Annotated in this window: 23 protein-coding genes; 13 read left to right on the forward strand and 10 right to left on the reverse strand. The window is 59.9% G+C overall.

What is annotated here, in order from left to right; translation table 11 throughout:
* Positions 1 to 249 precede the first annotated feature (249 nt).
* A complete protein-coding gene (locus AC1DM5_RS25750; RefSeq protein ID WP_477820070.1) occupies positions 250 to 1,272 on the forward strand; it encodes a class I SAM-dependent methyltransferase in 1,023 nt (340 codons plus the stop codon).
* A 110-nt stretch (positions 1,273 to 1,382) separates the two neighbouring features.
* On the opposite strand, the gene AC1DM5_RS25755 is transcribed toward AC1DM5_RS25750, so the two are convergent.
* From AC1DM5_RS25755 to AC1DM5_RS25780, 6 genes are read right to left on the reverse strand one after another with little or no spacing between them, the layout of a single operon-like run.
* Entirely contained in the window at positions 1,383 to 2,327 is a 945-nt protein-coding gene (locus AC1DM5_RS25755; protein ID WP_477820071.1) for an ROK family protein, read from the reverse strand.
* Positions 2,324 to 3,046, reverse strand: a complete 723-nt coding sequence (locus AC1DM5_RS25760; RefSeq protein ID WP_477820072.1) for a ribulose-phosphate 3-epimerase — start codon at positions 3,044 to 3,046, stop codon at positions 2,324 to 2,326. Before AC1DM5_RS25760 ends, AC1DM5_RS25755 begins: the two co-directional genes overlap by 4 nt.
* Positions 3,043 to 3,876 (reverse strand): alpha/beta fold hydrolase, encoded by an 834-nt coding sequence (locus tag AC1DM5_RS25765; protein WP_477820073.1) that lies wholly within the window; start codon positions 3,874 to 3,876, stop codon positions 3,043 to 3,045. Before AC1DM5_RS25765 ends, AC1DM5_RS25760 begins: the two co-directional genes overlap by 4 nt.
* Positions 3,873 to 4,694, reverse strand: coding sequence for a sugar phosphate isomerase/epimerase family protein (locus tag AC1DM5_RS25770; protein ID WP_477975956.1), 822 nt, complete (start codon positions 4,692 to 4,694; stop codon positions 3,873 to 3,875). Before AC1DM5_RS25770 ends, AC1DM5_RS25765 begins: the two co-directional genes overlap by 4 nt.
* Positions 4,694 to 5,770 (reverse strand): Gfo/Idh/MocA family protein, encoded by a 1,077-nt coding sequence (locus tag AC1DM5_RS25775; protein ID WP_477820075.1) that lies wholly within the window; start codon positions 5,768 to 5,770, stop codon positions 4,694 to 4,696. The genes AC1DM5_RS25770 and AC1DM5_RS25775 overlap by 1 nt, the downstream gene beginning before the upstream one ends.
* Before the next feature lie 9 nt (positions 5,771 to 5,779).
* Positions 5,780 to 6,601 (reverse strand): sugar phosphate isomerase/epimerase family protein, encoded by an 822-nt coding sequence (locus tag AC1DM5_RS25780; RefSeq protein ID WP_477820076.1) that lies wholly within the window; start codon positions 6,599 to 6,601, stop codon positions 5,780 to 5,782.
* Between the two features lie 252 nt (positions 6,602 to 6,853).
* Between AC1DM5_RS25780 and AC1DM5_RS25785 the strand changes: the two genes are divergently transcribed.
* Positions 6,854 to 8,002: a Gfo/Idh/MocA family protein gene (locus AC1DM5_RS25785; protein WP_477820077.1), complete on the forward strand. Its 1,149-nt coding sequence runs from the start codon at positions 6,854 to 6,856 to the stop codon at positions 8,000 to 8,002.
* Between the two features lie 9 nt (positions 8,003 to 8,011).
* A complete protein-coding gene (locus tag AC1DM5_RS25790) occupies positions 8,012 to 8,965 on the forward strand; it encodes an alpha/beta hydrolase (RefSeq protein WP_477820078.1) in 954 nt (317 codons plus the stop codon).
* On the opposite strand, the gene AC1DM5_RS25795 is transcribed toward AC1DM5_RS25790, so the two are convergent.
* Both AC1DM5_RS25795 and AC1DM5_RS25800 read right to left on the reverse strand, forming a co-directional pair.
* Positions 8,953 to 9,987 (reverse strand): LacI family DNA-binding transcriptional regulator, encoded by a 1,035-nt coding sequence (locus tag AC1DM5_RS25795; RefSeq protein ID WP_477820079.1) that lies wholly within the window; start codon positions 9,985 to 9,987, stop codon positions 8,953 to 8,955. The two genes, AC1DM5_RS25790 and AC1DM5_RS25795, sit on opposite strands and share 13 nt — an antisense overlap.
* Before the next feature lie 156 nt (positions 9,988 to 10,143).
* Positions 10,144 to 10,905, reverse strand: a complete 762-nt coding sequence (locus AC1DM5_RS25800; protein WP_112542647.1) for a DeoR/GlpR family DNA-binding transcription regulator — start codon at positions 10,903 to 10,905, stop codon at positions 10,144 to 10,146.
* A gap of 231 nt (positions 10,906 to 11,136) precedes the next feature.
* Here AC1DM5_RS25800 and AC1DM5_RS25805 point away from each other — a divergent pair, with 231 nt between their 5' ends.
* From AC1DM5_RS25805 to AC1DM5_RS25835, 7 genes are all read left to right on the forward strand, one after another.
* Positions 11,137 to 11,937 (forward strand): beta/alpha barrel domain-containing protein, encoded by an 801-nt coding sequence (locus tag AC1DM5_RS25805; RefSeq protein WP_310381376.1) that lies wholly within the window; start codon positions 11,137 to 11,139, stop codon positions 11,935 to 11,937.
* 3 nt (positions 11,938 to 11,940) lie between these two features.
* Entirely contained in the window at positions 11,941 to 12,879 is a 939-nt protein-coding gene (locus AC1DM5_RS25810; protein ID WP_477975958.1) for a PfkB family carbohydrate kinase, read from the forward strand.
* Positions 12,880 to 13,011: 132 nt separating this feature from the next.
* Positions 13,012 to 14,157: an ABC transporter ATP-binding protein gene (locus AC1DM5_RS25815; RefSeq protein ID WP_477975960.1), complete on the forward strand. Its 1,146-nt coding sequence runs from the start codon at positions 13,012 to 13,014 to the stop codon at positions 14,155 to 14,157.
* A gap of 524 nt (positions 14,158 to 14,681) precedes the next feature.
* The gene (locus AC1DM5_RS25820) at positions 14,682 to 15,935 is read left to right on the forward strand and encodes an ABC transporter substrate-binding protein (protein ID WP_477820082.1); all 1,254 of its coding nucleotides are present in this window, start codon (positions 14,682 to 14,684) and stop codon (positions 15,933 to 15,935) included.
* A gap of 23 nt (positions 15,936 to 15,958) precedes the next feature.
* Positions 15,959 to 16,867: a carbohydrate ABC transporter permease gene (locus tag AC1DM5_RS25825; protein ID WP_477975962.1), complete on the forward strand. Its 909-nt coding sequence runs from the start codon at positions 15,959 to 15,961 to the stop codon at positions 16,865 to 16,867.
* Between the two features lie 6 nt (positions 16,868 to 16,873).
* Positions 16,874 to 17,719, forward strand: a complete 846-nt coding sequence (locus tag AC1DM5_RS25830) for a carbohydrate ABC transporter permease (protein WP_310381389.1) — start codon at positions 16,874 to 16,876, stop codon at positions 17,717 to 17,719.
* Positions 17,720 to 18,041: 322 nt separating this feature from the next.
* Positions 18,042 to 18,485, forward strand: a complete 444-nt coding sequence (locus AC1DM5_RS25835) for a YybH family protein (RefSeq protein WP_477820084.1) — start codon at positions 18,042 to 18,044, stop codon at positions 18,483 to 18,485.
* A gap of 169 nt (positions 18,486 to 18,654) precedes the next feature.
* Here AC1DM5_RS25835 and AC1DM5_RS25840 read toward each other — a convergent pair whose 3' ends face one another.
* Together AC1DM5_RS25840 and AC1DM5_RS25845 are read right to left on the reverse strand one after the other, a co-directional pair.
* Positions 18,655 to 19,425 (reverse strand): class I SAM-dependent methyltransferase, encoded by a 771-nt coding sequence (locus AC1DM5_RS25840; RefSeq protein WP_477820085.1) that lies wholly within the window; start codon positions 19,423 to 19,425, stop codon positions 18,655 to 18,657.
* 291 nt (positions 19,426 to 19,716) lie between these two features.
* Positions 19,717 to 20,667, reverse strand: coding sequence for a LysR family transcriptional regulator (locus tag AC1DM5_RS25845; protein ID WP_477820086.1), 951 nt, complete (start codon positions 20,665 to 20,667; stop codon positions 19,717 to 19,719).
* Between the two features lie 98 nt (positions 20,668 to 20,765).
* On the opposite strand from AC1DM5_RS25845, the gene AC1DM5_RS25850 reads away from it, so the two are divergent.
* The 3 genes from AC1DM5_RS25850 to AC1DM5_RS25860 are packed head-to-tail and all read left to right on the forward strand — an operon-like array spanning position 20,766 to position 24,031.
* The gene (locus tag AC1DM5_RS25850; protein ID WP_477820087.1) at positions 20,766 to 21,641 is read left to right on the forward strand and encodes a dioxygenase family protein; all 876 of its coding nucleotides are present in this window, start codon (positions 20,766 to 20,768) and stop codon (positions 21,639 to 21,641) included.
* Positions 21,638 to 22,699 (forward strand): maleylacetate reductase, encoded by a 1,062-nt coding sequence (locus AC1DM5_RS25855; RefSeq protein ID WP_477820088.1) that lies wholly within the window; start codon positions 21,638 to 21,640, stop codon positions 22,697 to 22,699. The genes AC1DM5_RS25850 and AC1DM5_RS25855 overlap by 4 nt, the downstream gene beginning before the upstream one ends.
* Positions 22,700 to 22,750: 51 nt before the next feature.
* Positions 22,751 to 24,031, forward strand: a complete 1,281-nt coding sequence (locus AC1DM5_RS25860) for an ABC transporter substrate-binding protein (protein ID WP_477820089.1) — start codon at positions 22,751 to 22,753, stop codon at positions 24,029 to 24,031.
* Positions 24,032 to 24,052 lie beyond the last annotated feature (21 nt).

Consider the following 24,052-nt stretch of genomic DNA (forward strand, 5'->3'; position numbering starts at 1 on the left):
TGACGACAAGATAGCGTCGCCTTCACTTGCGCCCGGCACAGGCCTGCCGCGGTCCATGCTCGATCTGCAGTCTGCCGGCGAGGACGAGCAACTCGAATAATGTCGGCGGCGGCCGGCAGGACAGCTCGGCCATGGAGGCGCGCACCCGATAGGGTTAGCGCGGTAAGTATTGTAGAATATGCGGATATACGCATAATTTCTGCGGCTGGCGCTGCCAGGCAAGATCGGTCGAGGGCTCTGGGGGATCCCATGGAAACAATTGTTGAGGACGCCCATGCTGGCGTAGTGTCGCCCGAACTGGTGGTCGATGCACTGTTTGCATGCCGAAAGACGGCAGCGATCAGGGCGGCCATCGAGCTCGATCTCTTTACTCATATCGGCGAGGGCAAAACGGCAGCATTGCTGGCGTCGGCGACAAGCGCCTCGGAGCGTGGGGTGCGCATCCTGTGCGACTACCTCGTGGTGCATGGTTTCCTGACGAAGGAGAGCGGACAGTACCGAATGACGCCCTCGACCAGAATGTTCCTCGATCGCAATTCGCCGGCCTATATGGGCTCCGCCGTTGAGTTTGTCGCCGCTCCCGAAATACTGGATAATTTTCTTCGCGATCCGGCCGCTGTCGTGCGAAACGGCGGTTCGGCCGGGCTTGCGAACATGTCGGCAGACAACCCCGTCTGGGTGAAGTTTGCGCGCGGCATGGGCTCCTTTACAGGGCTCAGCGCCAAAATACTGGCTGGCGAAATCTCCGGCTGGCCGAGGCCTCCCAAAAGAGTTTTGGACATCGCTGCAGGTCCGGGCGTTTTCGGGATCGAAATTGCGAAGGCCATTCCATCTGCGGAGATCGTCGCCGTCGACTGGGCCGCCGTATTGCAACTGTCGCGGCAGAATGCGGAACAAGCCGGCGTGGCTGACAGGTACCAGACAATCGCCGGCAGTGCCTTCGATGTGGAGTGGGGCACGGGTTATGATCTCGTGCTGCTTCCGAATTTTCTGCACCACTTCGATTTGCCGACATGTGCCCAACTGTTACGAAGGATCATCGCAAGCCTTGCAGAGGATGGTCAGATCGTCGCGGTCGATTTCGTGCCGAACGAAGATGGTGTGTCGCCGCCTTTTCCCGCGGCCTTCTCCTGGGAGATGCTCGCCGGCACGCCGGCCGGTCAGGCTTATACGCAACGTGAGCTGACTGAGATGGCAAGACTGGCCGGCCTTGCCGGTGTCATGGTCAAACCGCTGCCGCCAACTCCGGCAAGCCTCATTCTCTTTGAATAGCCTGCGACCGTCTGGCGCGCGCCGACCGACTCGCTCAGACCATCAATCCACGGCGTGATGCGCTGCTGCGCAGCCGAAATGGCTGCGGAAACAGTAGATTTCGGAACCTCTCAATTGAGAAAGATCAGGCTTGCGGCGCCGATCAAGCCGGCATGCCTTCCGAGTTGTGCCGGCACGACCGGCACATCGCGATAAGCGGGCATCGCCCGCTCCTGAATGGTGGCCTCGATCGGTTTGCGAAGGAGATCGTAGCCATGGGAAATTCCACCGCCCATGACGATCATGTCGGGCGAGTAGAGATGGAGCAGATTGGTAAAGCCGATGCCCAGCCAGCGGGCTTCCCTATCAATCAGCGCAAGGGCCGCTTCGTCACCCCCGCGCGCAGCCTCGACAACGTGTCGGCCCGTCACCTCGCCGTCGTGGGACAGCGTTCGCAGCGCCGAACCGTCGCCCGGTTTTGTCAGCGCCGTCGCACGCCGGCCGAGTGCCGTGCCCGAAGCCACCGCCTCAAAGCAGCCCACCGCCCCGCAAAGGCATCGTTCGCTCTCGCTTGTGATGGTCATATGGCCGATTTCGCCTGCGAGCCCGCGGCGCCCGTGCACGATCCGGCCATCGGAGATCACCCCGCCGCCGATGCCGGTGGACACGGTGACGAACACCAGCGAGGCCGCGCCGCGGCCGGCGCCGAAGCGCCATTCGCCGAGAGCGGCGGCGTTCGCATCGTTCTCTAATCGGACAGGCAGGTTCAAGCGGTCCTGAAGAAGGCGCGCGAGGGGGACTTCACGCCAGCCCGAGAGTGTCGGCGGTGCTGTAAGGATACCCGCGACCGGATCGAGCGGGCCGGGCGCTCCGATGCCGATACCGAGCGGCCTGGCGTCGGGACGTTGCGAGCAGGTTTTCTCGGCAAGCATCGTGATCTGTTCGATGACTGCATCCGGTCCATCCCTGGCGCGCGTCGGCACGGATGCGAAAGCCAGCAATTTGCCACCGTCGCCAACCAGTGCGGCGCGCAACTCCGTGCCACCTAGATCGAATGCAAGCGCGATTCTGCTCATTGGGGCTCAGCCTCCAGAGCATGCAGCCACGCGATACGCCCCGGCAGATCCGTGTCACCGAACGCCAGTGATCCGAGCACGACCGTCTCGGCACCTGCTGCCCGCAACAGTGGAACGGTCTGTTCGCGGATGCCGCCGTCCGCAGCAAGAACGATCTCCTTTTCACGTCCGGCACGCTTCATCAGCGAGCGCGCTTCGCGAAGCCGGTCGCAGGCTTTGTCCGAAAGGCTTTGTCCCTTGACGCCGATCGAGGTCCCGAGCAGCGTGAAGAAGGCGACCTCGGTGAGGAACGGTTCTGCCTCGGCGACCGGAGTTTCCAGCCGCAGAACGACGCCGGCTTCGGCCCCAAGCTCTTTTGCGAGTGCCACTGCGCGCAAGCCAGCTTCACCGTTCTCGGCATGAACGCTGACGAGATCGGCGCCCGCCTCGATGAACTGGCGTGTCTGCTCCTCGACAATCTCGGCCTCGACCATCAGATGCACATGGATCGGTTTTGCCGTCAGCTTGGCGATGCGGGCGACGAAATCGGGAAAGAACAGGAAGCCGGGTGTGAAGCGCGCGTCGGCAACGTCGATATGGTGGAGATCGACATAGGGTTCGATGCGGTGGAGGTCGCGCTCCATATTGGCAAGATCTGCGGACCAGAGTGAAAACTCGCCGAGCAGCCTATGCCGGGGCAATGCGGCTATGGCGCCGCCGGAGAGAGATTTCGATGTCATGGCTGAGCGACGCTCCGATGTTTGAATTCTGTGTCGAGGAATTGCTGGATCACCGTTCGGACCGCGGCGAAATGCGCTTCGGCATCCACCGCCTTTGCCGGCACTTCGAGGAAACGCGCATTGGGAAGCGTGTCAGCCATCACTTGTGCGACGGCGAGCGGGTGAATGGCATCCTGCCGGTTGCCGAGGACGAGGGCGGGAACAGCAAGCTTTGCCGCGTCTTCTCGCGAAACGCCGGTCCCATCCGAGGCGATATCGCCCAGCACATCGGCGAAGGCTGACGCATCCGGGCGCTCGAAATAGCCGAGCAGGGAAGCGAGATTATCAGGTGCTTCCACCCGCAGACGTTCCGCCGTCGCCGACCTGGCAAAAAGCGCCTGGCCTTCTGCAAGTGGATGAGATCGAAGCAATGCCGCGATCTCGCGGATTGGCGCCAGATTGTCGGGCGCGCGGGCAAAGGACCAGGCCGGGCGGACCAGGATGAGGCCGATGACGCGCTCGGGATGCGCTTTTGCCAGATGCAGCGCGATGGCTGCGCCCATGGAGATACCGCCGGCGATGAACCGGTCTATTCCTCTTTCGTCCGCAGCGGCGATGACGTCGGCTGCAAACATCGCAATCGAGAAGGGGTGCCGCGTGCCGAGCGTCGAGATGCCATGCCCGCGGCACTCGGTGGTGATCCGCCGCCAGTCGAGCCCTTCGGGGAGAACCTGTGCGACCTGCGCCTCATTGCCTCCGAGCCCGTGTTGAAAGAGCAGGGCTTTGCCTGTCCCGCAGTCGTGAACGGAAAGGTCGGCATCGTCTCGTCTGAAGGTGATCTGCACCTTCATCGGATCAGATCCGAAAGGAACCTGGCGACCGCGGGTGCTTCCTCCGCCGCAAGACCGTGCGTGACGAGCGCACCGTTAAAACCGGTCGCGCGCAGGCCGTCGATGAAGGCAGGGAAATCGATGGTACCCTGACCTGCCGTCGCAAAGCGGCCGTCGGCATGGCGGTCCTTCGCATGGGCCATCGTCACATGCCCGGCCGAGAGTTCGATCGCCCTCGCGATGATCTCGGACACTTCGGCTGGTGTCGCCTGCTCGAAGAGGTTTGCCGGGTCGAGCACGATGCGCAGGCGCTTCGAACCCATCTCTCGGATCAGCCGCACCGCATCGGCAGCAGAGGTGACGATGTTTGCTTGTTCCGGCTCGATGCCGAGATCGATATCGTACCGCTCGGCAAGTTCCAGCGCTTTTTCCATTTCGGCCGCCATATCGGCCCAGGCGGACGGAAGCGCATTGTCCGGATGATGCATCCATTGGTCTTGGGCATGGCGGCTGCCGGTGCAGAGCGTCACCAGCGGAATCTGCAAGGCCGCTGCCGTTTCGATCACCACCCCAAGCTGTTTGAGCCCCCTTTCCCGCACGGATTTGTCCGGATGGGCCATGTTATAGGTGCCTGAAAGTGCCGCGAGCGAAACGCCGGTCTCTTCAGATGCCGCCCGGATCGCGGTAATCGTTTCCGGCGCCACTGCATCCGGCATCGATGGCAGGCCGACGCAGGCGAGATTGAACTGCGTCGTCGCAAATCCGCTGTTTCGCACGGCCGAGAGCACTTGTTTGGGATCGGTGCCCGGGAAGGTCTTTGCGAAGATTCCAAGCTGCATCAGACCGATCCCGTGACGGTTGCGAGTTCGACACGTTCGCCGGTTTCAACCGAGCGGGCGATGGCGACCATGGCGCGGATCGAGGCGATGCCGTCCTCTATATCGGCGCCGCGCATCGGTGCGCCGTTCAGCACGGTATCGGCAAGTCCTTCCAGTTGCCGGCGGAAGAAGTGCCCATCGGCTCCTAGCGGCTTGCGGGTCGTCGCGTCCTTTTCGTGGAAGATCTCGACTTCACTCGCCCTGAGATACCAGGGATTGAAGGTCTTGGCGATCACCGAACCGTTTTCGCCGTAGAGCTGGAAGCCCTCATGCCAGTCCATGCGGACCGCGACCGTCAGATCGAGATGACCGAGCGCGCCATTGGCGAACTCGGTTTCCACGAACCAGCAATAGGCGCCGGCGCGCTCGAGAAGGCGGGCTCGCACCGCGACGATCTCGCCACACAGGAAGCGGGCGGTATCGACGAGATGCGAGCCATGCGCCAGCATGAAATACTGGCGCAGGTCAGCCTTGGGATTTCCGGAGGGTTTTCTGGCAAATTTACTGGTGATCGGCAGAGGCTGGACCGCGTCGGTATTGGTGTAGCGGTGGGTGGAGTCGCAGTACCAGGCTTTCAGCGCGAAGATCTCGCCGATATCGTCACGGACAAAATCCCGGGCAGCCTCCAGCGCCGGGTCGAACCGCTTCATGTGACCGACCTGCAGCACTTTGCCGGAGCGCTTGACGGCGTCGGCGAGCGCGCGGCCCTCCTCGATCGTCACACCGGTCGGTTTTTCGCAGAGCACATGCTTTCCCGCATCGAGCGCCTTGACCGACATCGGCACGTGATAGGCGTCCGACGTGGCGATGATGACGGCTTCGAGCTCGGGATCGGCAAGCATCGCGTCATAATCGGCATACATCTTCTGTGGTTCGTATGTCGCACCCATGCGTGCAAGCAGGTCGGGTGCTGCGTCGCAGATGGCGTAGAGGTCGGCATTCCCGGCCTTCACGCAGGATTCGAGATGGGCGAACTGTGCGATCGGGCCGCAGCCAAGCACACCCACACGCAGCCGCCGGTCTTCCTTGCGGATCATGTCTCTTCCTCAGGCGCCGTAGCGGCGCATCGTTTCGCGGTTGGTCTTTACGGCTGCCACGGGATCGGCAGCGGCCGTGTCCGATTCTTCTTCCAAGACCAGCCAGCCATTGAAGCGCGGCGCGGCAGCGACGATGTCGATCACGGCAGGCGTATCGCAGACACCCTTGCCAAGCATGGCCCATTTGCCGTCTGCATCGACGTCCTTGAGATGCAGATAGCGGATGCGGTCCTGATAGGTTCGCAGCGTATCCAGAATATCGTCGTGGCCGCGCAGAATATGGCCGGTATCCGGCACCCAGCCGACGAGGTTCTTGTCGATCAGCGAGAAGATCCTGTCATAATCGGCGCGGTCGAACAGCAGCGTATTGTGATGCGAGCTCGGATGCACAGCAATATCCACGCCCGAAGCTTTCCCCAGTTCGCCGGCCCGATTGTAGAACTCCGCGGCGATTTCGAATTTCGCCTCCCGCGGTCCTTCGGACACCACTGTCGCCGAGCCGATCGAAACGAGGGCGCCGGAAAAGGCGGCCGCGAAATCGATCCAGCGCTGTGTGGTCCTGAGGTCGGTCTCGATCTCTTGCCTGATGGTGAAGCCGCTTTTCGAGCCCATCGCAAGAGACACGAGCGTCAGGCCATGTTTCTTCAGGCTCGCGGCGAAATCATCGGGACGATCTGCGTAGTGGCCGATCATCGTGTCGGTAATCTCGATGCCCGCGTAGCCGCCCTCCGCAATGGCTTCCAGCAGATCGTCCGGGCCGCCATTCCAGTTTCTCCCGAGCATTTCCCAGGTGAATGTCTGGCAGCCGACTTTCAGGTCTTTGATACTCATGCTCATTCCTTGACTTCGACCTGCCTAGGCCTTCGTTGATATGTCGCTGGACCGGTATGACCGCGCTCTTGGCATGATGGTGAAGTGGCGACGTCCCCTGGCGAGCCGCGTGCCACGATCGGATTGCTATTTCCGCATGGTTTATAAAAATTTATCGCGCGTCAAGAAATAAAGTGTTCTATAGCGATTGTCGCGGCAGCGATGCCCATCGATGATGGGCGAAACATCTGAAATTGGTGGGGAGGCCAATTCATGAAAGCATATCCGGGAACCAGGCTGGGCATCGGCATTATCGGCTGCGGCAATATCTCGATGACCTACCTGCGTAACGCCGCCCTGTTTGCCGGCGTCGAATTGAGGGCCTGTGCCGACATCTCATCCGACATGTCGGCGCTGAGGGCGAAGGAATATGGCATCCGGGCGATGGAGGTCGATGCGCTCCTGGCCGACTCCGAAATCGACCTTGTCCTGAACCTCACCATCCCGGCCGTCCATTTCGACGTGACGATGTCGGCGCTTTCTGCGGGCAAGCACGTCTTCACTGAAAAGCCGCTTGCGACGTCGGCCGCCGAGGGCCGCAAGCTCGTGGCGGAAGCCGGAGGTCGCGGTCTTCTGTTGGGCTCGGCTCCCGATACATTCCTCGGCGCCGCCGGCCGGCGTGCACGAGGCCTGATGGATGCAGGTGCGATCGGCCGCCCGGTCAGCGGCACCGCCTTCATGTTCGGCCGCGGCATGGAACATTGGCATCCCAATCCGCAATTCTATTATCAGCCCGGTGGTGGGCCGATGTTCGATATGGGTCCCTATTATCTGACGATGCTGGTCAATCTGCTCGGCCCGGTGAAAAGCGTCATGGCGATGGCGACGAAAGGCCAGGAAGAACGGCTGATCACCGCTGATGGCCCCTTCAAGAACACGAGGTTCAAAGTGGGCACGCCAACCAACGTGCTCTCGCTTCTCGAGTTTCAATCGGGCGCGACGGTGAATTTCGGTACGTCGTGGGATGTCTTCCGGCACTCCAATCATCCAATCGAGCTGCACGGTACGGAAGGTTCGTTGCGCCTGCCCGATCCCGATACGTTCGGCGGAACGGTCTCGCTCTCCGAGCGCGGCGCCGAATGGAAGAATTTCAAAAGCGAAGGCGAGCTGTATGGCGCCCTGAACTGGCCGTATAGCGCTCCCGACCGCGCCAATTACCGCATGCTGGGCGTTGCCGATCTCGTGCGCGCACTTGGCGAGGGCAGGGCGCCGCGCGCCTCCGGCGATTTGGCCCTTCATGTTCTCGAGATCATGGAAGCGACCCTGGCATCCAGCGAGGCCAGGAGCGCGGTTGCGATTGCGAGTGCAGTCGCACAGCCGCCGCTGCTCGGAGAAGATGAAGCCCGCAGCCTGCTTGCTTGAGGTGAAGCGATGAAAGATCGATTGGATCCCGGCGCCGCGCATGTCCTGGCGCTCGGTCGCGCCGTAAACCAGCCACCCTTTGAGCGCGGGACAGTCAACGAGGCGCGCGCTGCCTATGACGCGGCTTGCCCGACATTGCAGGGCGATCGCGAGCCGGTCGCGGCCATCGAGGACAGAACGATCACCGGGACGGGCGGCTCGATCTCGCTCAGGATCTACCGAGGTGTGGGCGCCCCGAACGCGGATGCGCCGGCACTTCTCTACCTTCATGGCGGCGGCTGGGTCGTCGGCACGCTTGAATCCCATGACGAGATCTGCCGGTGGTTTGCGAATATCGGTGCCTGCATCGTATTTTGCCCGGACTATCGGCTGGCGCCCGAGCACAAGTTCCCGGCGGGCTTGGAAGACTGCGTATCGGCGCTTGCCTATGTTGTGGGGCAGGCAAGCGCGCTCGGTATCGATCCAGATCGGATCGCGGTTGCCGGCGATAGCGCCGGCGGCAATCTGGCCGCTGTCCTGTCACTTCTCTCGCGGGACGGCGCAGCGCCGAAACTCTCGGCGCAGCTCCTGCTCTATCCCAACACCGATGCCGGACAGACGACCGACAGCTATGTCAGGTTTTCGCAAGGTTACGGTTTGACTGCCTCGACGATGCGCTGGTTCCGCGATCATTATATCCGCGATGCGGCTGATATCGCTGATTGGCGCGTTTCTCCCCTGCGCATCGGAAATGTCGCGGGTGTGCCACCGGCCTTCGTCGCGATTGCGGGCCATGATATCCTCGCAGACGAAGGCGAGGCCTACGCCCGCCGGCTTGCCGAGGCGGGTGTCCCTGTAGCCCTGCGGCGTTGGCAGGACCAGATCCATGGCTTCGTTTCCATGGGGCGGCACATTGCGGCGGCGCGGCGGGCGGTGGAAGAGGCGGTTGCCGGATGGCGCAGCCTCGTCGATCACGCCGACTGACGCATCACCAATGTACCGTCGAGGATGATTTTTCGTGCAGCGACCTGCGTGGTGTCATTGTCTTCGTCCAGCATCGAAAGCAGTGTGTCGACGCTGCTGCGTGCCATGGCGGTGAAGTCTTGCGCCATCGTCGTCAATGGCGGGCAGGTATAGCGGCTGAGAGGGTGGTCGTCATGGGCGGCGATGCGAAGATCGCTATCGCTCCTGCGGCCGACGCGAAGGCCGCGTGAGTGGGCGGCTGCCATCGCACCGAAGGCGAGGCGATCGTTCGCGCAGAGAATCGTCCTGCCCGGGAGCGTTCCAGCCGCGATCATTGCGTCGGTCTGCTCATATCCCATACGTTCGAAATCCCAGCCGTAGCTCTCGGTGGCGCCGAACACGACCGGTTCGAAACCGAGCGACCCCATCGTGGCGATATAGCTTGCCAGCCGCTCCCCGGAATTGTGATTGACATGCGGAATGTCGAAATATGCAGGCGGCTCGCCCGATCGGCAGAGATAGTCGACAATCGTCGCGACGCTTTGGGCGTTGTTGTTGCCAATGAAGGGCGTGTCGCCTTCGATGAACGTATCGAAGTAGACAATGGGAATGCTCTCCCGGAGTTTTTCGAAGATGCCAGGCTCGGAAGAGAGACCGAGAGGCGCGATGATCGCGCCGGCAGCCTTCAAGGACAGAAGTGTGTTCACAGCCTCGGCTTCAAGATCTGGCAAGCCGTGGGACGAGATGACGATTGGCCAGTAACCTTCACCACGGACGAGCAATTCCAGACGGTTGACCATTTCGGCATAGAATGGATCTGTGATGACAGGCACGAGAATGCCAATGTTCCGTGTCCTCTTGCGATTGAGATTGCGCGCATAGAGATTAGGACGGTAGTCCGACGCCGATAGCGCCTCCTCGATGCGTTTGCGCGTCCCCGGTTTTACGCTGCTCGGGTTATCGAAATATCTAGAAAGCGTTGGACGAGAAACGCCACAGGACCGGGCGAAATCGTCCATGGTTTTGATCGTCATCTTGTCCATTGGCAATTCTGGTTGCACTGCGCCAAGGCTCGTCTGCATCAGCCGATGTCGCAAAGGCGGTCAGTGTGAGGGCTTTCGAATTGCGTTTGTAGCCTGACAATGTCGCATGCGCAAAATTTTTTGTTACATAAAGCACAATTGGCGGCGTAATCGCCTCTACACATAGCGCACTTCGACCCCCAGCTTGTCCAGCCGACTGCGAATCCCGTGCGGCATGCCGGTGTCGGTGATGATCAGATCGACCCGGGAAAGCGAAAATGCCTTGGACGAGGCGCCAATATCCCACTTGCTGGAATCCGCCACGAGGATCACGCGCCTCGCCATGCGGACCAGATTGCGTTTGGTGCGTGCAATGTCTTCCGAGACATCGACGACATCGAATGCGTGGTCGATGGCATGAGCGCTGAGGAACGCCTGGTGGGCGACAAGACCGCCCACGGCCTTGTCGGAATCCGAGACGATCGTGCTGACGGTGCTCGGAAAGACCCGGCCACCTATCATATGCACGTCCAGCCCCGGCCGATACATCAGATGCTGCGCGATATTCATGGCGGTTGTGGCCACCACGACGTTATTGACCGGGGGCATTTGCATGGCGACCTGCAGCAGGGTCGAGCCGCTGTCGAACACAACGGACTGGTTGTCGATGATCTGGCGTGCCGCCATCTGCGCGATGCGCCGTTTGGCATCGAAATTGCGGTTCATCCGTTCTTCGAAGGCTGCCGCGGGCGAACTGGCCGGCAATGCGATCGCGCCGCCATGCGTTTTGATGAGCTGCTTCTTGGCATCCAGAATTTCCAGGTCGGATCTGATGGTCACCTCGGAGACGCCGAAGTTTTCCGCCAGCTGTGTGGTGCGCGCTTGGCCGGTGCGCTGAAGTTCCAGCATGATCTGATGTCGCCGTTGTTCCGCAAGCATGTGTGACCTCGAATTCCTTTCGAATAAGTGACGGTGCTGAGCTTTCGAAAATCGAAAATGCACGGCAACCACTGTGGTCAAAAAACGCGAGAAAAGGCGGTGTCGGCACGTGTCCAGCCCGCATTTTCGTCATCTTAAATCAAAACGAAAGAAATCGAAATATTGAATATTCGTTTATTTTCGAGTTAGGGTCTCAACGCGAAATCAAACTTGTAAAGGGACAGCATCGATATGGGCCTTGGAACCAAAATTCGCCTGTCACGGCTGTTTTCACATCCGTCGGGGCATTTGTTCGGTGGCGCGGTCGACCACTTCGTTGGCTATGGCAACGTCCGTGAGGGCGGCCTGGCGGATCTGCCGGGCGCATTGAAGCGGGTGATGGCCGGAGAGCCGGACTATATCAGCATTCAGCCTGGGGCTGCGCGCCATTTGTGGCCTGCCTATGCCGGCAAGGCAGCGCTGGTCATTCAAGCCGGCTGCTTTACGCCGGACGATCGAATCCGTCAGTTGATCGCGACACCCGAGGACGCGGTGCGCTACGGTGCCGATGCTCTGGCCGTTGCCATTCCGGTGCGCGGCAATACGGAAGGCGAATATATTCGCTGGCTCACCGATACTGTCAACGCCGCTGCTCGCTTTGAAATGCCGGTCGTTGCCCATGTCTATCCCCGCGACTATTCAAACGGCGGCAAGATCGTATTCACTCCCGACGAAATCGCTTATGCCGTGCGGATCGGGTTTGAGACAGGCGTTGACGTGATCAAGGTCGGATACACCGGGGACTTCGGTTCATTCCAAGAAACCGTCGCCACTTGCCCGGTTCCCATCGTTATCGCGGGCGGTCCGAAAACCGAAAATCTGCTCGGGGCTCTGACCCAGACCGCCGACGCCCTGCGGGCGGGAGCGAAGGGCGCCGTGGTGGGGCGAAACCTTTGGGGACACGGCGATACGACGATGGCGGCGCGCGCCTTCAAGCTTGTTATTCACAGCGGTATGGCGCCGCAAGAGGCGCTCGCTGCCGCGGGCGGTTGACGGGTGACACACAACCTTCAGGTTCTGGGCTTCGGGGCTCTGGCGATCGACGATCTCATCTATGTCGATCGACCGCTGAGTGCCGGCAAGGGAAAGGTGACAAGTCGCACCCAGGACCACGGCGGCAATGTCGCGACGGCCCTTGTTGCGGTCGCAAAGCTGGGAGGACGGGCTGGTTTCATCGGTTGGCTGAGTGATCAGCCTCTTAGCGATATCAGCGCCCGCGAGCTTGAACGGCTCGGGGTCGATATATCCTTTGCGCCCTGCCGCCCCGATGCCAGGCCAATACGGTCGGTGATCACGGTCGGGCCTGAAGGCGACAGGTTTATCGCCTATGACGATGATGTGCCGCACGGAACCTCCGAGGCATTGGCCGACAGCACTCTTGCACAAGCCCAGGTGCTGTTGATCGACGGCTATGCCACCCACGCAGATACGATTGTTGCGCGCGCCCGCAAGCTGGGTCTGGCGGTGGTGGCAGACATTGAATGGACGATCGGGCCTGCGACCGAACGATTGATGAGCCTGTCCAACCATCTCGTATTGCCATTGAAATTTGCGCAGACTTATTCCTGCGAAACCGATCCGACGTTGATCCTGCACAAGCTTTGGTCTGACGACCGCACCGCAGTCGTTCTGACCGACGGTGAGCGAGGATCCTATATCAGGCAGACGGGAGACGCCGTTTTGTGGCATGTTCCGGCCTACGAGGTCAAAGCGGTCGACACGACGGGCGCCGGAGATTGCTTTCACGGCGCTTATGCTTTTGCGCTGACACAGGGAAAGCAGCCTGTCGACTGCGCCGTTTATGCAACTGCCGCAGCCGCGATCTCGGTGACGGGCCCCGGTGGCCGCATGGCTCTGCCGGATCAAAGCGCCTGTCTTGCGTGGCTGGCGAGGGAAGATGCGTCCGCGCCCAGACCGATTGCGCCGGCAGACTGAGAGTTCATCACACTGGTGCTCTGGACGATCGGATTAGCACTGCGCAGATGACGGTTTCGGTTCGATCTGAAACAGCGCCGGGGAGGGGCTGTCTTCAGGATTGGATGGCGATGATACTAAGGAGGAAGTGCCGTGGCTGTTGTTGTACTGGATAAGATTTGCAAGACCTTTGGAACCAAATTCCACGCGATCAAGGATCTTAGCCTGACGATAAATGATGGCGAGTTCCTCATCCTCGTCGGCCCTTCGGGATGCGGAAAATCGACGGCATTGCGCATGATCGCCGGGCTGGAGGAAATCAGCAGCGGGACGCTGAGCATCGGTGGAGAGAATGTCGAGGATCTCGCGCCGAAGGACCGGGACATAGCGATGGTCTTTCAGAATTATGCGCTCTATCCGCATATGACGGTATTCGAAAATATTGCCTTCTCGATGAAACTTGCGGGCAAGAGCAAGGAAGAGCGCACGAAGCGGGTCCACGAAATAGCAAAGACCCTTCAATTGCATACGCTGCTCGACAGCAAACCGGCCGCGCTCTCCGGCGGCCAACGCCAGCGGGTCGCCATGGGACGCGCAATGGTGCGGGAACCGGCAGCTTTTCTCATGGACGAGCCCCTGTCAAACCTCGATGCCAAGCTGCGCGTGCAAATGCGCGCCGAAATCGTCAGCCTGCAAAGACAGCTTGGCGTGACGACGATCTATGTGACGCACGATCAGACCGAAGCCTTGACCATGGGCGACCGGGTTGCGGTCTTGAAGGGCGGCGTCCTCCAGCAGGTCGACACGCCAAAAACATTGTATAGCCGGCCGGTCAACGCCTTCGTCGCAGGTTTCATCGGCTCGCCGTCGATGAACCTGTTCGAAGGCCGTTTGCAGAACGGCAGGATCGAACTGCCGGCCTTCTCCATACCGCTGTCGGCGAGCGCATTCGAGCATTCTCCCGGTCTGGCCGCGTTCGAAGGCAAAACTGTCGTCTTCGGCATTCGCCCGGAAGACCTTTACGACGGCAGCCTGGAATCGGGATCACGCTACGCGACGATCCCGGCCCTCGTAAAAACGATCGAGGAACTGGGCTCCGAGCTGATCGTTCATTTGAAGATCGACGCGGTGCGTATCGATTCCGGCGACCCCGATGCCGTCGAGGACCTGAGCGGTGCGGCAAACGCGGTCGCGAAGTTCGAGGCCGTTAGCGCGATCCAGCCGGGTGCCGTGATCAACCTGGCGATCGATGCTGCCAAGCTGCACTTCTTCGATCCCCAGACGCATCTGGCAATCTAGCATCGTCCGCGACAGCGGATCTGGTGTGTAGCAACCGCAAGAACGCTCGCTTGCTTCGTTGCTCGCAAGTGTTTGCCCCAAAGCTTCTCGCTTAACAGCTTGACGCGCGGCGGATCAGCAGCGAGCGCAAGATCTCACGTCTCCAGGTCTGGTTCCTCCGGTACTGGTTGGCGCATCAGAACAACTTTAAGATGTTGTTTCCAAGGCTAACCTGGCCCTGCAGAGACCTTGTTTTCGCTAATCCGCGACCCTTTCATTTGCTTTCCTTTGAGCGGCGTGGCTTTCATTTGTTTACGAAAGTAAAGAAAAAATGCGACACGAGGAATGTGCGAGAAAGAAAAAATCAGGACAAAATCCGAGAGAAAAGTACATATAAATCAACATGTTAGTTTAGATTCTCTCGCTCCTATAGCCCTCTTGCTTTTTCCGTTTGCAGTTCTTCATTGACAGCCAGACCCCTGAAGGAACCTACTTTGGTATCGATCGGGAGGATCGAGCAAAATATCGTTCCTAGGGAGGGAAACATGAACGTCAGAAGATATATCGTGGCGGCACAGTTTGCCGTGGCTGTCTGGGCACTTTGCGCCAGCTGCGCCTTTGCTCAGACCAATCTCGAGTTCATCCAATGGTGGGAGCCGGAAATGCCCGCCGGTGCTCTGCGCAGCATCATGGACGACTTTGAAGCCAAGAACCCCGACATCAAGGTGACGCTTGTCAGCGGTCCCTATTCCGCCACCCATGACCAGATCGTCGTGGGCGCTGCGTCCGGGACACTCAGCGATGTCGTCGGCCTCGACGGAGCATGGGTTAACGGCCTGGCAAAGCAGGGCGCCATCGCTTCGATGGACAGCCTGATGGCTGACGCCAAATACGATCAGAGCCAGATCGCCGACATCATCAAGGTCAACGGGCAGAGCGTCATGTTCCCGCTTGCTTCGTTCGTCTACCCTGTTTTCGTCAACCTCGATTTGGCAAAGGCTGCCGGCGTCGAAAAGATGCCGACAAACCGCACCGAATTCGCCGCTGCCGCAAAGAAGATGACCAATGCGGAGAAGAACCAATATGGTTGGGTGCTGCCGCTTTCGCTGCAAAATCCGGGCGGCATCCAGAATGACGTGATGTCCTGGGTCTGGGCATCCGGAGCTTCCATGCTGAAGGACGGCAAGCCCGATCTGGAAAACGCCTCCGTCGTCGGCACGCTTGAATACATCAAGTCGTTGCAGGACGCCGGCGTCATCTCGCCCGGCATCTTTGCCAAGAAGGAGCAGGACAAGGTCGAAGAGTTTGTCAACGGTCGCGTCGGCATGATGATCGACTCGCTGGCGCACATCAATCTCATTCGCCAGCGTAACCCCAATCTCAAGTTCGGCATCTCGGCCCTTCCCGCCGTCGACGGCTACACCGGCAAGCGCGGGCTGCCCTATGCTTCCTGGGGTATCGGCATCAGCGACAAAAGCGAGCACAAGGCCGAAGCCTGGAAGCTCGTCGAATATTTGATGAGCCCGGAAGTGAACAGCCGCCTCGTGTCGATCGCCAATGCCTTCCCGGGCAATATCCACGCCAAACCCGATTTCTCCAAGTCGGACCCACTGTTTGAAGAAGCCTTCAAAATCTTCCAGAGCGGGAAGCTGGCCAACGAATTCGTCGGACTGCCGGTGGCCGAAGATCTCATGCGCCAGATGAACGTCGAAGTTCAAAAGATGTTCGACGGTCAGCAAGGCGCAAAGGAGGCAGCCGCCAATACGCAGAAGCAATGGTTGGCCGAATTCGCCAAGTAGTCTCCCAAGACGGTGGCGGCAGCGTGATTTACTTCCAACACGCAGCCGCCACAACACGACGAAGAATAAGAAAGAGGCTGGTTCCGTACTTCTATGTTGCCCCGGCCACGTTTTTGTTTTGCTTGCTGATGCTGTTTCCCATGCTCACCGTCTTGCGCTATTCGCTGATGGACGGTGCAATCACGAAGAAGGACGCGTCTTTCGTCGGTTTGCAGAACTATGTGACGATCTTCAAAGATCCGATTTTCTGGCAGTCGGTCGGGCAGACACTCTACTTCACGATAATGAGCGTTATCTTCCATCTTCTGATCGGTCTGGCCTTCGCCCTTTTGCTCAACAGCCAGCGTGTCGATCCGTTGATCAGAAGCATCCTGCGGGTTCTCTACATTTTGCCCTGGCTCTTCACGGCGGTGATCATAGCGATCATCTGGCGGCTGCTCCTGGATCCCAATGGCGTCGTCAACAGCATCCTGATGACGCTCCATATCATTGACTTCAAGGTCGAGTGGTTTTCTTCGACGAGAACCGCGCTACACGCGCTGACCTTTGCGAATATCTGGGCGGGATATCCGCTCTATATGGTCAGCCTTCTCGCTGGTCTTCAGGGCATTCCCAAGGATCTCTACGAGGCTGCCGGTATTGACGGCGCCAACGAGTTCCAGAAATTCCGCTACATCACGATCCCGCAATTGATGCCGATCATCATCAGCATCGCCTTGCTTGATTTTATCTGGACGATGCAGGTCTTTCCCCTCGTGTGGATGACGACGGGAGGCGGTCCGATCTACGCGACCGAAGTGCTCAGCACCTACACCTACAAACTTGCTTTTTCGAGTTATGAATTTTCGCGCGCGTCGGCGAGCGCAATCTTCATTCTGATCATCTCGATGGGCGCCACATATTTCTACATCAAACATCAGAAGGCCAGGTGACCGGCAATGGCAAAACGCTCTCTCAGTCGAACCATTGTGCCGACCCTTCTGACATATCTCGGGCTGGCGGTCGGGCTGGTCTTCGCGGGCTTTCCGATCCTGTGGATGTTCTTCACGTCCTTGAAATCAAACACCGAGATCTTTGCCCTGCCGCCGCGGCTGCTGCCCGACCAATTCACCAGTGTCGCCTATCTTTCGATCTTCAACGACCCAACGAAGGTTCGCTTCTTTATCAACAGCTATCTCGTCGCTGGAGTGGTAACGGTTCTGACGGTGCTGATCGCCATCCTGACGGCCTATGCTTTCAGCCGGTATTCATTCAGGCTCAAGAAAACGCTGAACGTGTTCATCATCAGCACGCAGACCGTGCCGCCGATCACGCTTTTGATCCCCTATTTCGGCATGGTCGTCGCCTTTGGTATTTTCAACACCTATTTTGCGCTGATTTTGACCTACATGGTCTTCACCCTGCCTTATGCGATCCTTCTCATGACGGGCTATCTCAATACCCTGCCAAAGGAACTCGACGAGGCAGTGCTTGTCGACGGCGGGTCGAGCTGGACGGCGCTATGGCGTGTGATCATCCCGCTGTCTGTACCCGGCATTGTCGCGACGGCGGTCTATACGTTTCTGCTGGCATGGAACGAATTCCTCTTTGCCCTGACTTTGACGAAGTCGATGGACATGCGGACTGTTCCCATCGGTATTGAATTGCTTATGGGCCAACATGCTTTCGAATGGAACGAGATGATGGCGATGAGCGTGCTGGGATCGCTCCCGCTTTTGGTCCTGTATCTGATTGCCCAACGCTACTTCCTGGCGGGCATGGCAGCCGGGTCGGTGAAGAGCTGAGCAGGCGAATGATCGCGTGGCGGGCAGCAGTGTTTGCGTTTTTGGCAAGAGACAGACGAGCGTATCATCACTATGGCGCTGGATCATGCGGACCTGTCGCCGCGACGCTGAAGCGCCTGCCCTTCGTCACGCCCTCGTGTGACGCGAATTCCTGCTTTCCCGCGTCTGTCGACGCGTCGCGATGCTGAAAGCTCCGATACGCTTCATCACCTCATTACCGATGCTGCTGGATCGGTGAAGGCGAAGAATTCTCGCGTCGTCAATGTCGAATTGTCGTTCCTCCGTTCGTCCTATGCTTAACAACAGGACAGGAGAACGGCCAATGAGCAAAGAAACCAACGCCAATATCGAAGAAGAGGCGATTGTCGCCATGCTGATGATGCGTGCCACCGCGCTCGGCGAAAAAGACGCCAAAGGCGCATTGCTCTACGAAACCGACGATTCTGTAGAGTTTTCGTTGGCGCCGCCGCTCGTTTATCACGGCAAGGACGAGGCGGGCCTGCAGGCCTGGTTCGACACCTGGGAAGGTTCGATCGGCAGCGAAGTGTACGACGCTAAGCTGACAGTTGGCGGAGACGTAGCTTTCTGGAGTGGCTTGCTGCACATGACGGGAACGAAGACCGACGGCACCGAAGTCGATCTTTGGTACCGCCAAACCCTTGGCCTCGTGAAGCACGCTGGCCGCTGGATGGTGGCGCATCAGCATGCCTCCGTGCCCTTCGCCATGGATGGAAGCGGCCTGGCGCTGCTCGATCTGAAACCTTAAAACACCGGCTTCAGGGTGCCTCTCCACCAGTTTCATCCGCTCGGCGCGAAGGCGACCGGATGCGACTTTGAGCATGAGTAGAACGGCTTCATCGGCGTCGACGAGTGCCGGCCGAAACGCATGTTTAACGGCGAGGACATCTCCTCGTCAGTCAGCCTTCGGCTCCGATTTACGCCCTGCGAGCTGTAATGATCCACGCGCGCGACTCAAAGAGTACGCCCTCCGTGGTCATATATGCCTCCAGCAGTTCGCGCAGCCGCTGCAGCGCCGTGTCGGGCGCTTCACCGGTTTGCGCCAGCGCGTCCTTCACAAGATAGAGCTCGACGAGCGCGTCAAAGGCCGTATCGACGTCCGGTCCGTAGAAAACCGGTTCTCGCACCTCGGCAAAATCGATCGAAACAAAGCCGGCCGTCTTGAGAAGTTCTGCAGCGATGGCGGGATCGCTAAGCGAAAACGGCGTGGAAGCCTGTGCGGAAATCGCAATTCCCGGAGCCAAGGCTTGCCTGATGGCACCAGACCAACCGTTGCGCTCCTGGCTCTGCCACACCATCCATACAAGGCGCGCGCCCGGACGCATCGCGCGGGCTACATTGGCAAACGCTGCCGCCGGATCAGCAAAGAACATGACGCCAAACCGGCTGATGCAGAGGTCGAAGCCCGCAGCCGGAAATGCGTGGTGCTGGGCGTCACCCTGCTCAAAGGCAATGTTTCGCAATCCCGCTTCGTTGGAACGTCGTCGCGCAACCTCAAGCATCTCTGTGGAAGTATCCACGCCGATCGCCTCGCCCTCCACCGCGACACGGGCGGCCTCACGCGTCGTTTGTCCTGCCCCGCAACCGATATCGAGCACGCGGTCACGTATTCCAACGGAGGCGGCGGCACGCATATGCTGATTGTGCCGCTTTAACTCTGCATCATAGAAGTCAGCACGATCCAACATGTCCATCCTCACGTGGTTTTGCCTCGGTCACTTGACGAGAGTTCGTCATGTTCGTCGATAGCAGAAATGATCTTTTCCCAATCCTCGGGATGAATTTCATGGCCGTCGCCTTCGGTCTTCACAGACTTCGCGTCCGCCACAGCTCGCGCCAGTGCCTTGCCGTGCGCGAGGGGGAAACTGGATCGTTGCTGTGAACGACGGGAAGCGGCAATTTGATCTCGTTCAGCCGGCTATGCTGGTCTCGTCCCGGAAGTGCCGTCAAAAGTCCTCACTGATCGAGCGGCTGGCATATCAAAGACCCCATACGACCGCTTCTTCATGGCGTTTGATGAGGTGGCGCAAGTTTTCGAAACCGGAGCGGACAAATGTGGCAAACTGGTCGACGGCGGGAGAGCGCGGCGCATCAACACGGCTGAGAATCGCCAGTGCCCGTTCGGGATGCGGAATGGTGATTGGCAATGCCGTGATCGATTTGTCCTTGCGTTGCGCAAAGACGACACTATGGGGCATGATTGTCAGTGCATCGGCGGTCTTCAGATAGTTGATCACCGCCATCAGCGAACCGCCCGAATAGCGGATCTTGAGCTCGGTTGCGCCGAATGAAAGAAGCAGCGCGCGCAAATCCGCAAGCAAGGGACTACCCGGTGGCGGTGCGACCCAGGGATATTCGAGAAGATGGCTCGGCTGCGGCCGCCGCTTCAAGAGCAGGGGGTGCGTGACACGGCAGGCGACAACGTTGCGGCCGGGAAGAATCTGTTGAAACTCAAGCCCCGAGCCTTCATCGAGAATATCGATCGGGCAGATAGCAAGATCGATCTGGTCGGCTTTCAGCGCTACCCTGAGATCCGGGAAGTAGCCGTAGCTCTGATCAATGCGCACATCGGGGTGGCTCGACTGAAACTCCGCACAGATTCCGGCAATCAGCCCATCCATGAAAAAGGGCGTGCCGCCGACGCGCACGACGCCACTCTTGCCGACCCTGAAACTCTCGACGAGATCGGAGGCCTTGCGGGAGGCCGCCAGCATGACGAAACCATGCTCGGCGAGCGCCAGGCCAAAGGCTGTCGGCTGCAGGGGCCGACGGCCCCTGACGAAAAGCGGCTCGCCCAAGCGCTTTTCCAACATGGACAAGGTGCGCGAGACGGCAGGTTGTGCAAGTCCCAGCAAAGCCGCGCCTTCGGTAACACCGCCGGTCTTGACGACGGCTGCGAGCTGGATCAGGTGACGCTCATCGATCTTCATAACGATCCGTTATATTATCTCTCAACAAAATCATCAATCGATGTGGCTCTGCCTGCTATTCTCCGCATACGTCGCAGAGCAAGTCGGGGAGGATTGGCATGGCGGGGCGCTCTCAACCGCTCACATTCAGCGAGGCGACATCGTCTGAAGCCTTCGCTGAGCGTTTTTCTGCCGGCAGGGACGCGAGGCTAGTCGAGTTGCTCGCAGCCGCCGTGACCCATGCGCACGACCTCATCAAGCAATTTCGGCCGACCCAGGACGAGTGGCGAAGGTTCATCGCTTTTCTGACGGAGGTGGGTCATGCTTCGGACGAGCGCCGGCAGGAATGGGTGCTTCTGTCCGACCTGATCGGCGCTTCGGCACTTATTGAAGACATCAATTCGCGTCGGCCGAAGGGGGCAACTCCCAATACCATCCGCGGCCCCTTCTTCCGAGCCGATGCGCCTGCACGTGCTTCGGCTTCGTCGATCTCGCTCGATGGCATCGGCGAACCGCTTATGGTGTCGGTTCGCGTTCAGGATCTCGACGGCCTGCCCGTCGCAGGCGCTGAGGTCGTGACCTGGCAGGCCAATGCAGAGGGCTTCTACGAGAACCAGCAACCGGATCTCCAGCCCGAACATAATCTGCGGGGCCTGTTCAGAACCGATGTAGAGGGGTGCTTTTCCTATCGCTCTATTGTTCCGTCCGGCTACGGCGTGCCGGCCGACGGTCCAGTCGGTCGGCTGCTGTCTGCGGCCGGTTATCCCTTGCGCCGGCCGGCGCATCTGCATTTCGTCGTGCGTGCAAAGGGCTTCGAGACGATTACGACGCACGTTTATGACGCAAGCGATCCGCACCTGCACGAAGACGCGCTGTTTGGCGTGCGGCCCGAACTCATCACCTCTTTCGATCCCGTCGAGGTCGACGGACGTAGTGCAAAGGCGGTGGAGCTTATCTTCGTCATGGTCCGGGCAAAACCGGGGAGGGCGGCATGATCGACGCGTTTTCCTATGCCGGCAGTCCGGCCCGGATTGTCTTCGGCGACGGCAGCAGGAGCAAGGTCGCCGAATGGATTGTGACGACGGGCTGCAAGCGGGCGCTCGTCCTTGCAACGCCCCATCAAAGGGCGGATGCGGAAGCGCTGGCAACCGAAATTGGCTCCCTTGCCTGCGGCGTTTTTGCCGGCGCTACCATGCACACGCCGGTCGACGTGACCGAGACCGCGATGAAGATGGTGGCCGAAATCGAGGCGGATTGTGTGGTCTCGCTTGGCGGAGGATCGACGACTGGCCTTGGCAAGGCGATTGCCTATCGCACCGACCTTCTGCAGATCGTCGTGCCGACCACCTATGCCGGTTCCGAGGTCACGCCCATTCTTGGCCAGACGGAAGGCGGTCGCAAGACGACCGTGCGCGATGCACGGATCCTGCCGGAAATCGTCATCTACGACCCGGCCTTGACCCTGGGGCTACCGGTTTCGATGAGTGTGACGAGCGGCCTCAACGCCATGGCGCATGCGCTCGAGGGCCTTTATGCACGTGATCGTAATCCTATTTCGACCCTGATGGCGCTCGAGGGGCTGCGCGCTTTTTCCAGAAGCCTGCCAAAAATCGTAACAGCGCCTGACGATGCCGATGCCCGAAATGAAGCGCTCTACGGCGCCTGGCTCTGCGGCACGGTGCTTGGCACGGTCGGCATGGCGCTGCATCACAAGATCTGCCACACGCTCGGCGGCTCCTTCGACACCCCGCATGCCGAGACCCATGCGGTGATGCTGCCGCATACGGCCGCATTCAATGCCAGGGCCGCAGCAATCGAACTTGCCCCTGCTGCCGATCTCTTCGCAGGCTCGATCGGCGGCGGGCTGTGGGATTTCGCCAGGTCGATTGGCGCGCCGTTGACGCTCAAGGAATTCGGGCTGACCGAGGCCGATCTCGACCGTGCGGCGTCGATTGCCGTTGAGAATCCATACTGGAACCCGCGCCCGATCGACCGGGATTCAATCAGGGCGCTTTTGCAAGAGGCCTGGGACGGCCGCCGACCGGCAGATTGATCGTCTGCCTGACTAAGCACTCTTTGGGAGGAGAGGACAATGGGAGGACACATGTTTACGAGGCGCGATTTTCTGAAGACGACGGCAGCCGGCGGAGCCGCGATTGTCGCATCCAGCCTTGCCACGCCGGCAATCGGTCAGACGGCGGCAATCAAGCTTGGCTATGTCAGCCCCCAGACCGGTCCGCTTGCAGCCTTCGGGGAGGCCGACAAGTTCGTCATCGACGCTTTCCTGGCGACGACCAAGAAGCTCGGCCTCAACTATGAGGTCGTGGTCAAGGACAGCCAATCTAACCCCAACCGCGCTGCCGAGGTCGCCAAGGAGCTGATCGTCGATGACCAGATCAACCTGATGCTGGTTTCCTCGACGCCGGAGACGACCAATCCGGTCTCGACGATCTGCGAAGGCGAGGGCATGCCCTGCATTTCCACGGTTGCGCCCTGGCAACCCTGGTTCATCGGCCAGCAGGGCAATCCGGGCGATCCTGCCTCATGGAAGCCCTTCGACTATGCCTATCATTTCTTCTGGGGCCTGGAGGATATCATTGCCGTCTTCACCGGCATGTGGGGGCAGATCGAAACCAACAAGAAGATCGGCGGGCTCTTTCCGAATGACGGGGACGGCAATGCCTGGGGCGACAAGGTCGTCGGCTTCCCGCCGGTGCTTGAAAAGCTCGGCTATGGGCTGACGGACACGGGTCGCTATCAGAACCTGACGGACGATTTCTCCGCGCAGATCAATGCCTTCAAGCAGGCCGGCACGGATATTCTGACCGGCGTGATGATCCCGCCGGATCTCACCACCTTCTGGAACCAGGCCAAGCAGCAGGGTCTGAAGCCAAAGATCGCCTCGATCGGCAAGGCGCTGCTCTTTCCGCAGACGGTTGAGGCGCTCGGCAATGCCGGCCACAATCTGTCGACGGAAGTCTGGTGGACACCGAGCCATCCGTTCAAATCGTCACTGACGGGCGAGACGACGGCTGCCGTCGCCGATGCCTTTACGAAATCCACAGGCCGTCCCTGGACGCAGCCGATCGGTTTTGCCCATGCACTGTTCGAGCTTGCCGTTGACGTGATGAAGCGCGCCGGCGATGTCAGCGACGGTGATGCGGTCGCAAAAGCGATCGGCGAGACCAAGCTCGACACGCTTGTCGGACCTATTGCCTGGGGCAATGAGAAGCTTCCGCCCTTCGCCCAGAAGAACGTCGCCAAGACGCCGCTGGTCGGCGGTCAGTGGCGGATGAAATCGGGCGGCGGCTACGATCTCATCGTCGTCGAAAACGGCCTTGCCTCGAACGTGCCGCTCGGCGGCAAGCTCGAAGCGCTGGCGTAAGGCACGTCCGCCCGGCTTTGC

Source organism: Rhizobium sp. 01T437 (genome assembly GCF_056398505.1).

What these genes read in the sequence shown, in the direction of transcription:
- AC1DM5_RS25805 (WP_310381376.1), top strand. Translation starts at nt 11,137, where the DNA reads ATGGGCCTTGGAACCAAAATTCGCCTGTCACGGCTGTTTTCACATCCG.
- AC1DM5_RS25760 (WP_477820072.1), bottom strand. Translation starts at nt 3,046, where the DNA reads ATGACATCGAAATCTCTCTCCGGCGGCGCCATAGCCGCATTGCCCCGG.
- AC1DM5_RS25830 (WP_310381389.1), top strand. Translation starts at nt 16,874, where the DNA reads ATGGCAAAACGCTCTCTCAGTCGAACCATTGTGCCGACCCTTCTGACA.
- AC1DM5_RS25795 (WP_477820079.1), bottom strand. Translation starts at nt 9,987, where the DNA reads ATGGACAAGATGACGATCAAAACCATGGACGATTTCGCCCGGTCCTGT.
- AC1DM5_RS25770 (WP_477975956.1), bottom strand. Translation starts at nt 4,694, where the DNA reads ATGCAGCTTGGAATCTTCGCAAAGACCTTCCCGGGCACCGATCCCAAA.
- AC1DM5_RS25750 (WP_477820070.1), top strand. Translation starts at nt 250, where the DNA reads ATGGAAACAATTGTTGAGGACGCCCATGCTGGCGTAGTGTCGCCCGAA.
- AC1DM5_RS25785 (WP_477820077.1), top strand. Translation starts at nt 6,854, where the DNA reads ATGAAAGCATATCCGGGAACCAGGCTGGGCATCGGCATTATCGGCTGC.
- AC1DM5_RS25790 (WP_477820078.1), top strand. Translation starts at nt 8,012, where the DNA reads ATGAAAGATCGATTGGATCCCGGCGCCGCGCATGTCCTGGCGCTCGGT.
- AC1DM5_RS25835 (WP_477820084.1), top strand. Translation starts at nt 18,042, where the DNA reads ATGAGCAAAGAAACCAACGCCAATATCGAAGAAGAGGCGATTGTCGCC.
- AC1DM5_RS25755 (WP_477820071.1), bottom strand. Translation starts at nt 2,327, where the DNA reads ATGAGCAGAATCGCGCTTGCATTCGATCTAGGTGGCACGGAGTTGCGC.
- AC1DM5_RS25850 (WP_477820087.1), top strand. Translation starts at nt 20,766, where the DNA reads ATGGCGGGGCGCTCTCAACCGCTCACATTCAGCGAGGCGACATCGTCT.
- AC1DM5_RS25845 (WP_477820086.1), bottom strand. Translation starts at nt 20,667, where the DNA reads ATGAAGATCGATGAGCGTCACCTGATCCAGCTCGCAGCCGTCGTCAAG.
- AC1DM5_RS25775 (WP_477820075.1), bottom strand. Translation starts at nt 5,770, where the DNA reads ATGATCCGCAAGGAAGACCGGCGGCTGCGTGTGGGTGTGCTTGGCTGC.
- AC1DM5_RS25820 (WP_477820082.1), top strand. Translation starts at nt 14,682, where the DNA reads ATGAACGTCAGAAGATATATCGTGGCGGCACAGTTTGCCGTGGCTGTC.
- AC1DM5_RS25800 (WP_112542647.1), bottom strand. Translation starts at nt 10,905, where the DNA reads ATGCTTGCGGAACAACGGCGACATCAGATCATGCTGGAACTTCAGCGC.
- AC1DM5_RS25855 (WP_477820088.1), top strand. Translation starts at nt 21,638, where the DNA reads ATGATCGACGCGTTTTCCTATGCCGGCAGTCCGGCCCGGATTGTCTTC.
- AC1DM5_RS25780 (WP_477820076.1), bottom strand. Translation starts at nt 6,601, where the DNA reads ATGAGTATCAAAGACCTGAAAGTCGGCTGCCAGACATTCACCTGGGAA.
- AC1DM5_RS25860 (WP_477820089.1), top strand. Translation starts at nt 22,751, where the DNA reads ATGTTTACGAGGCGCGATTTTCTGAAGACGACGGCAGCCGGCGGAGCC.
- AC1DM5_RS25840 (WP_477820085.1), bottom strand. Translation starts at nt 19,425, where the DNA reads ATGTTGGATCGTGCTGACTTCTATGATGCAGAGTTAAAGCGGCACAAT.
- AC1DM5_RS25765 (WP_477820073.1), bottom strand. Translation starts at nt 3,876, where the DNA reads ATGAAGGTGCAGATCACCTTCAGACGAGACGATGCCGACCTTTCCGTT.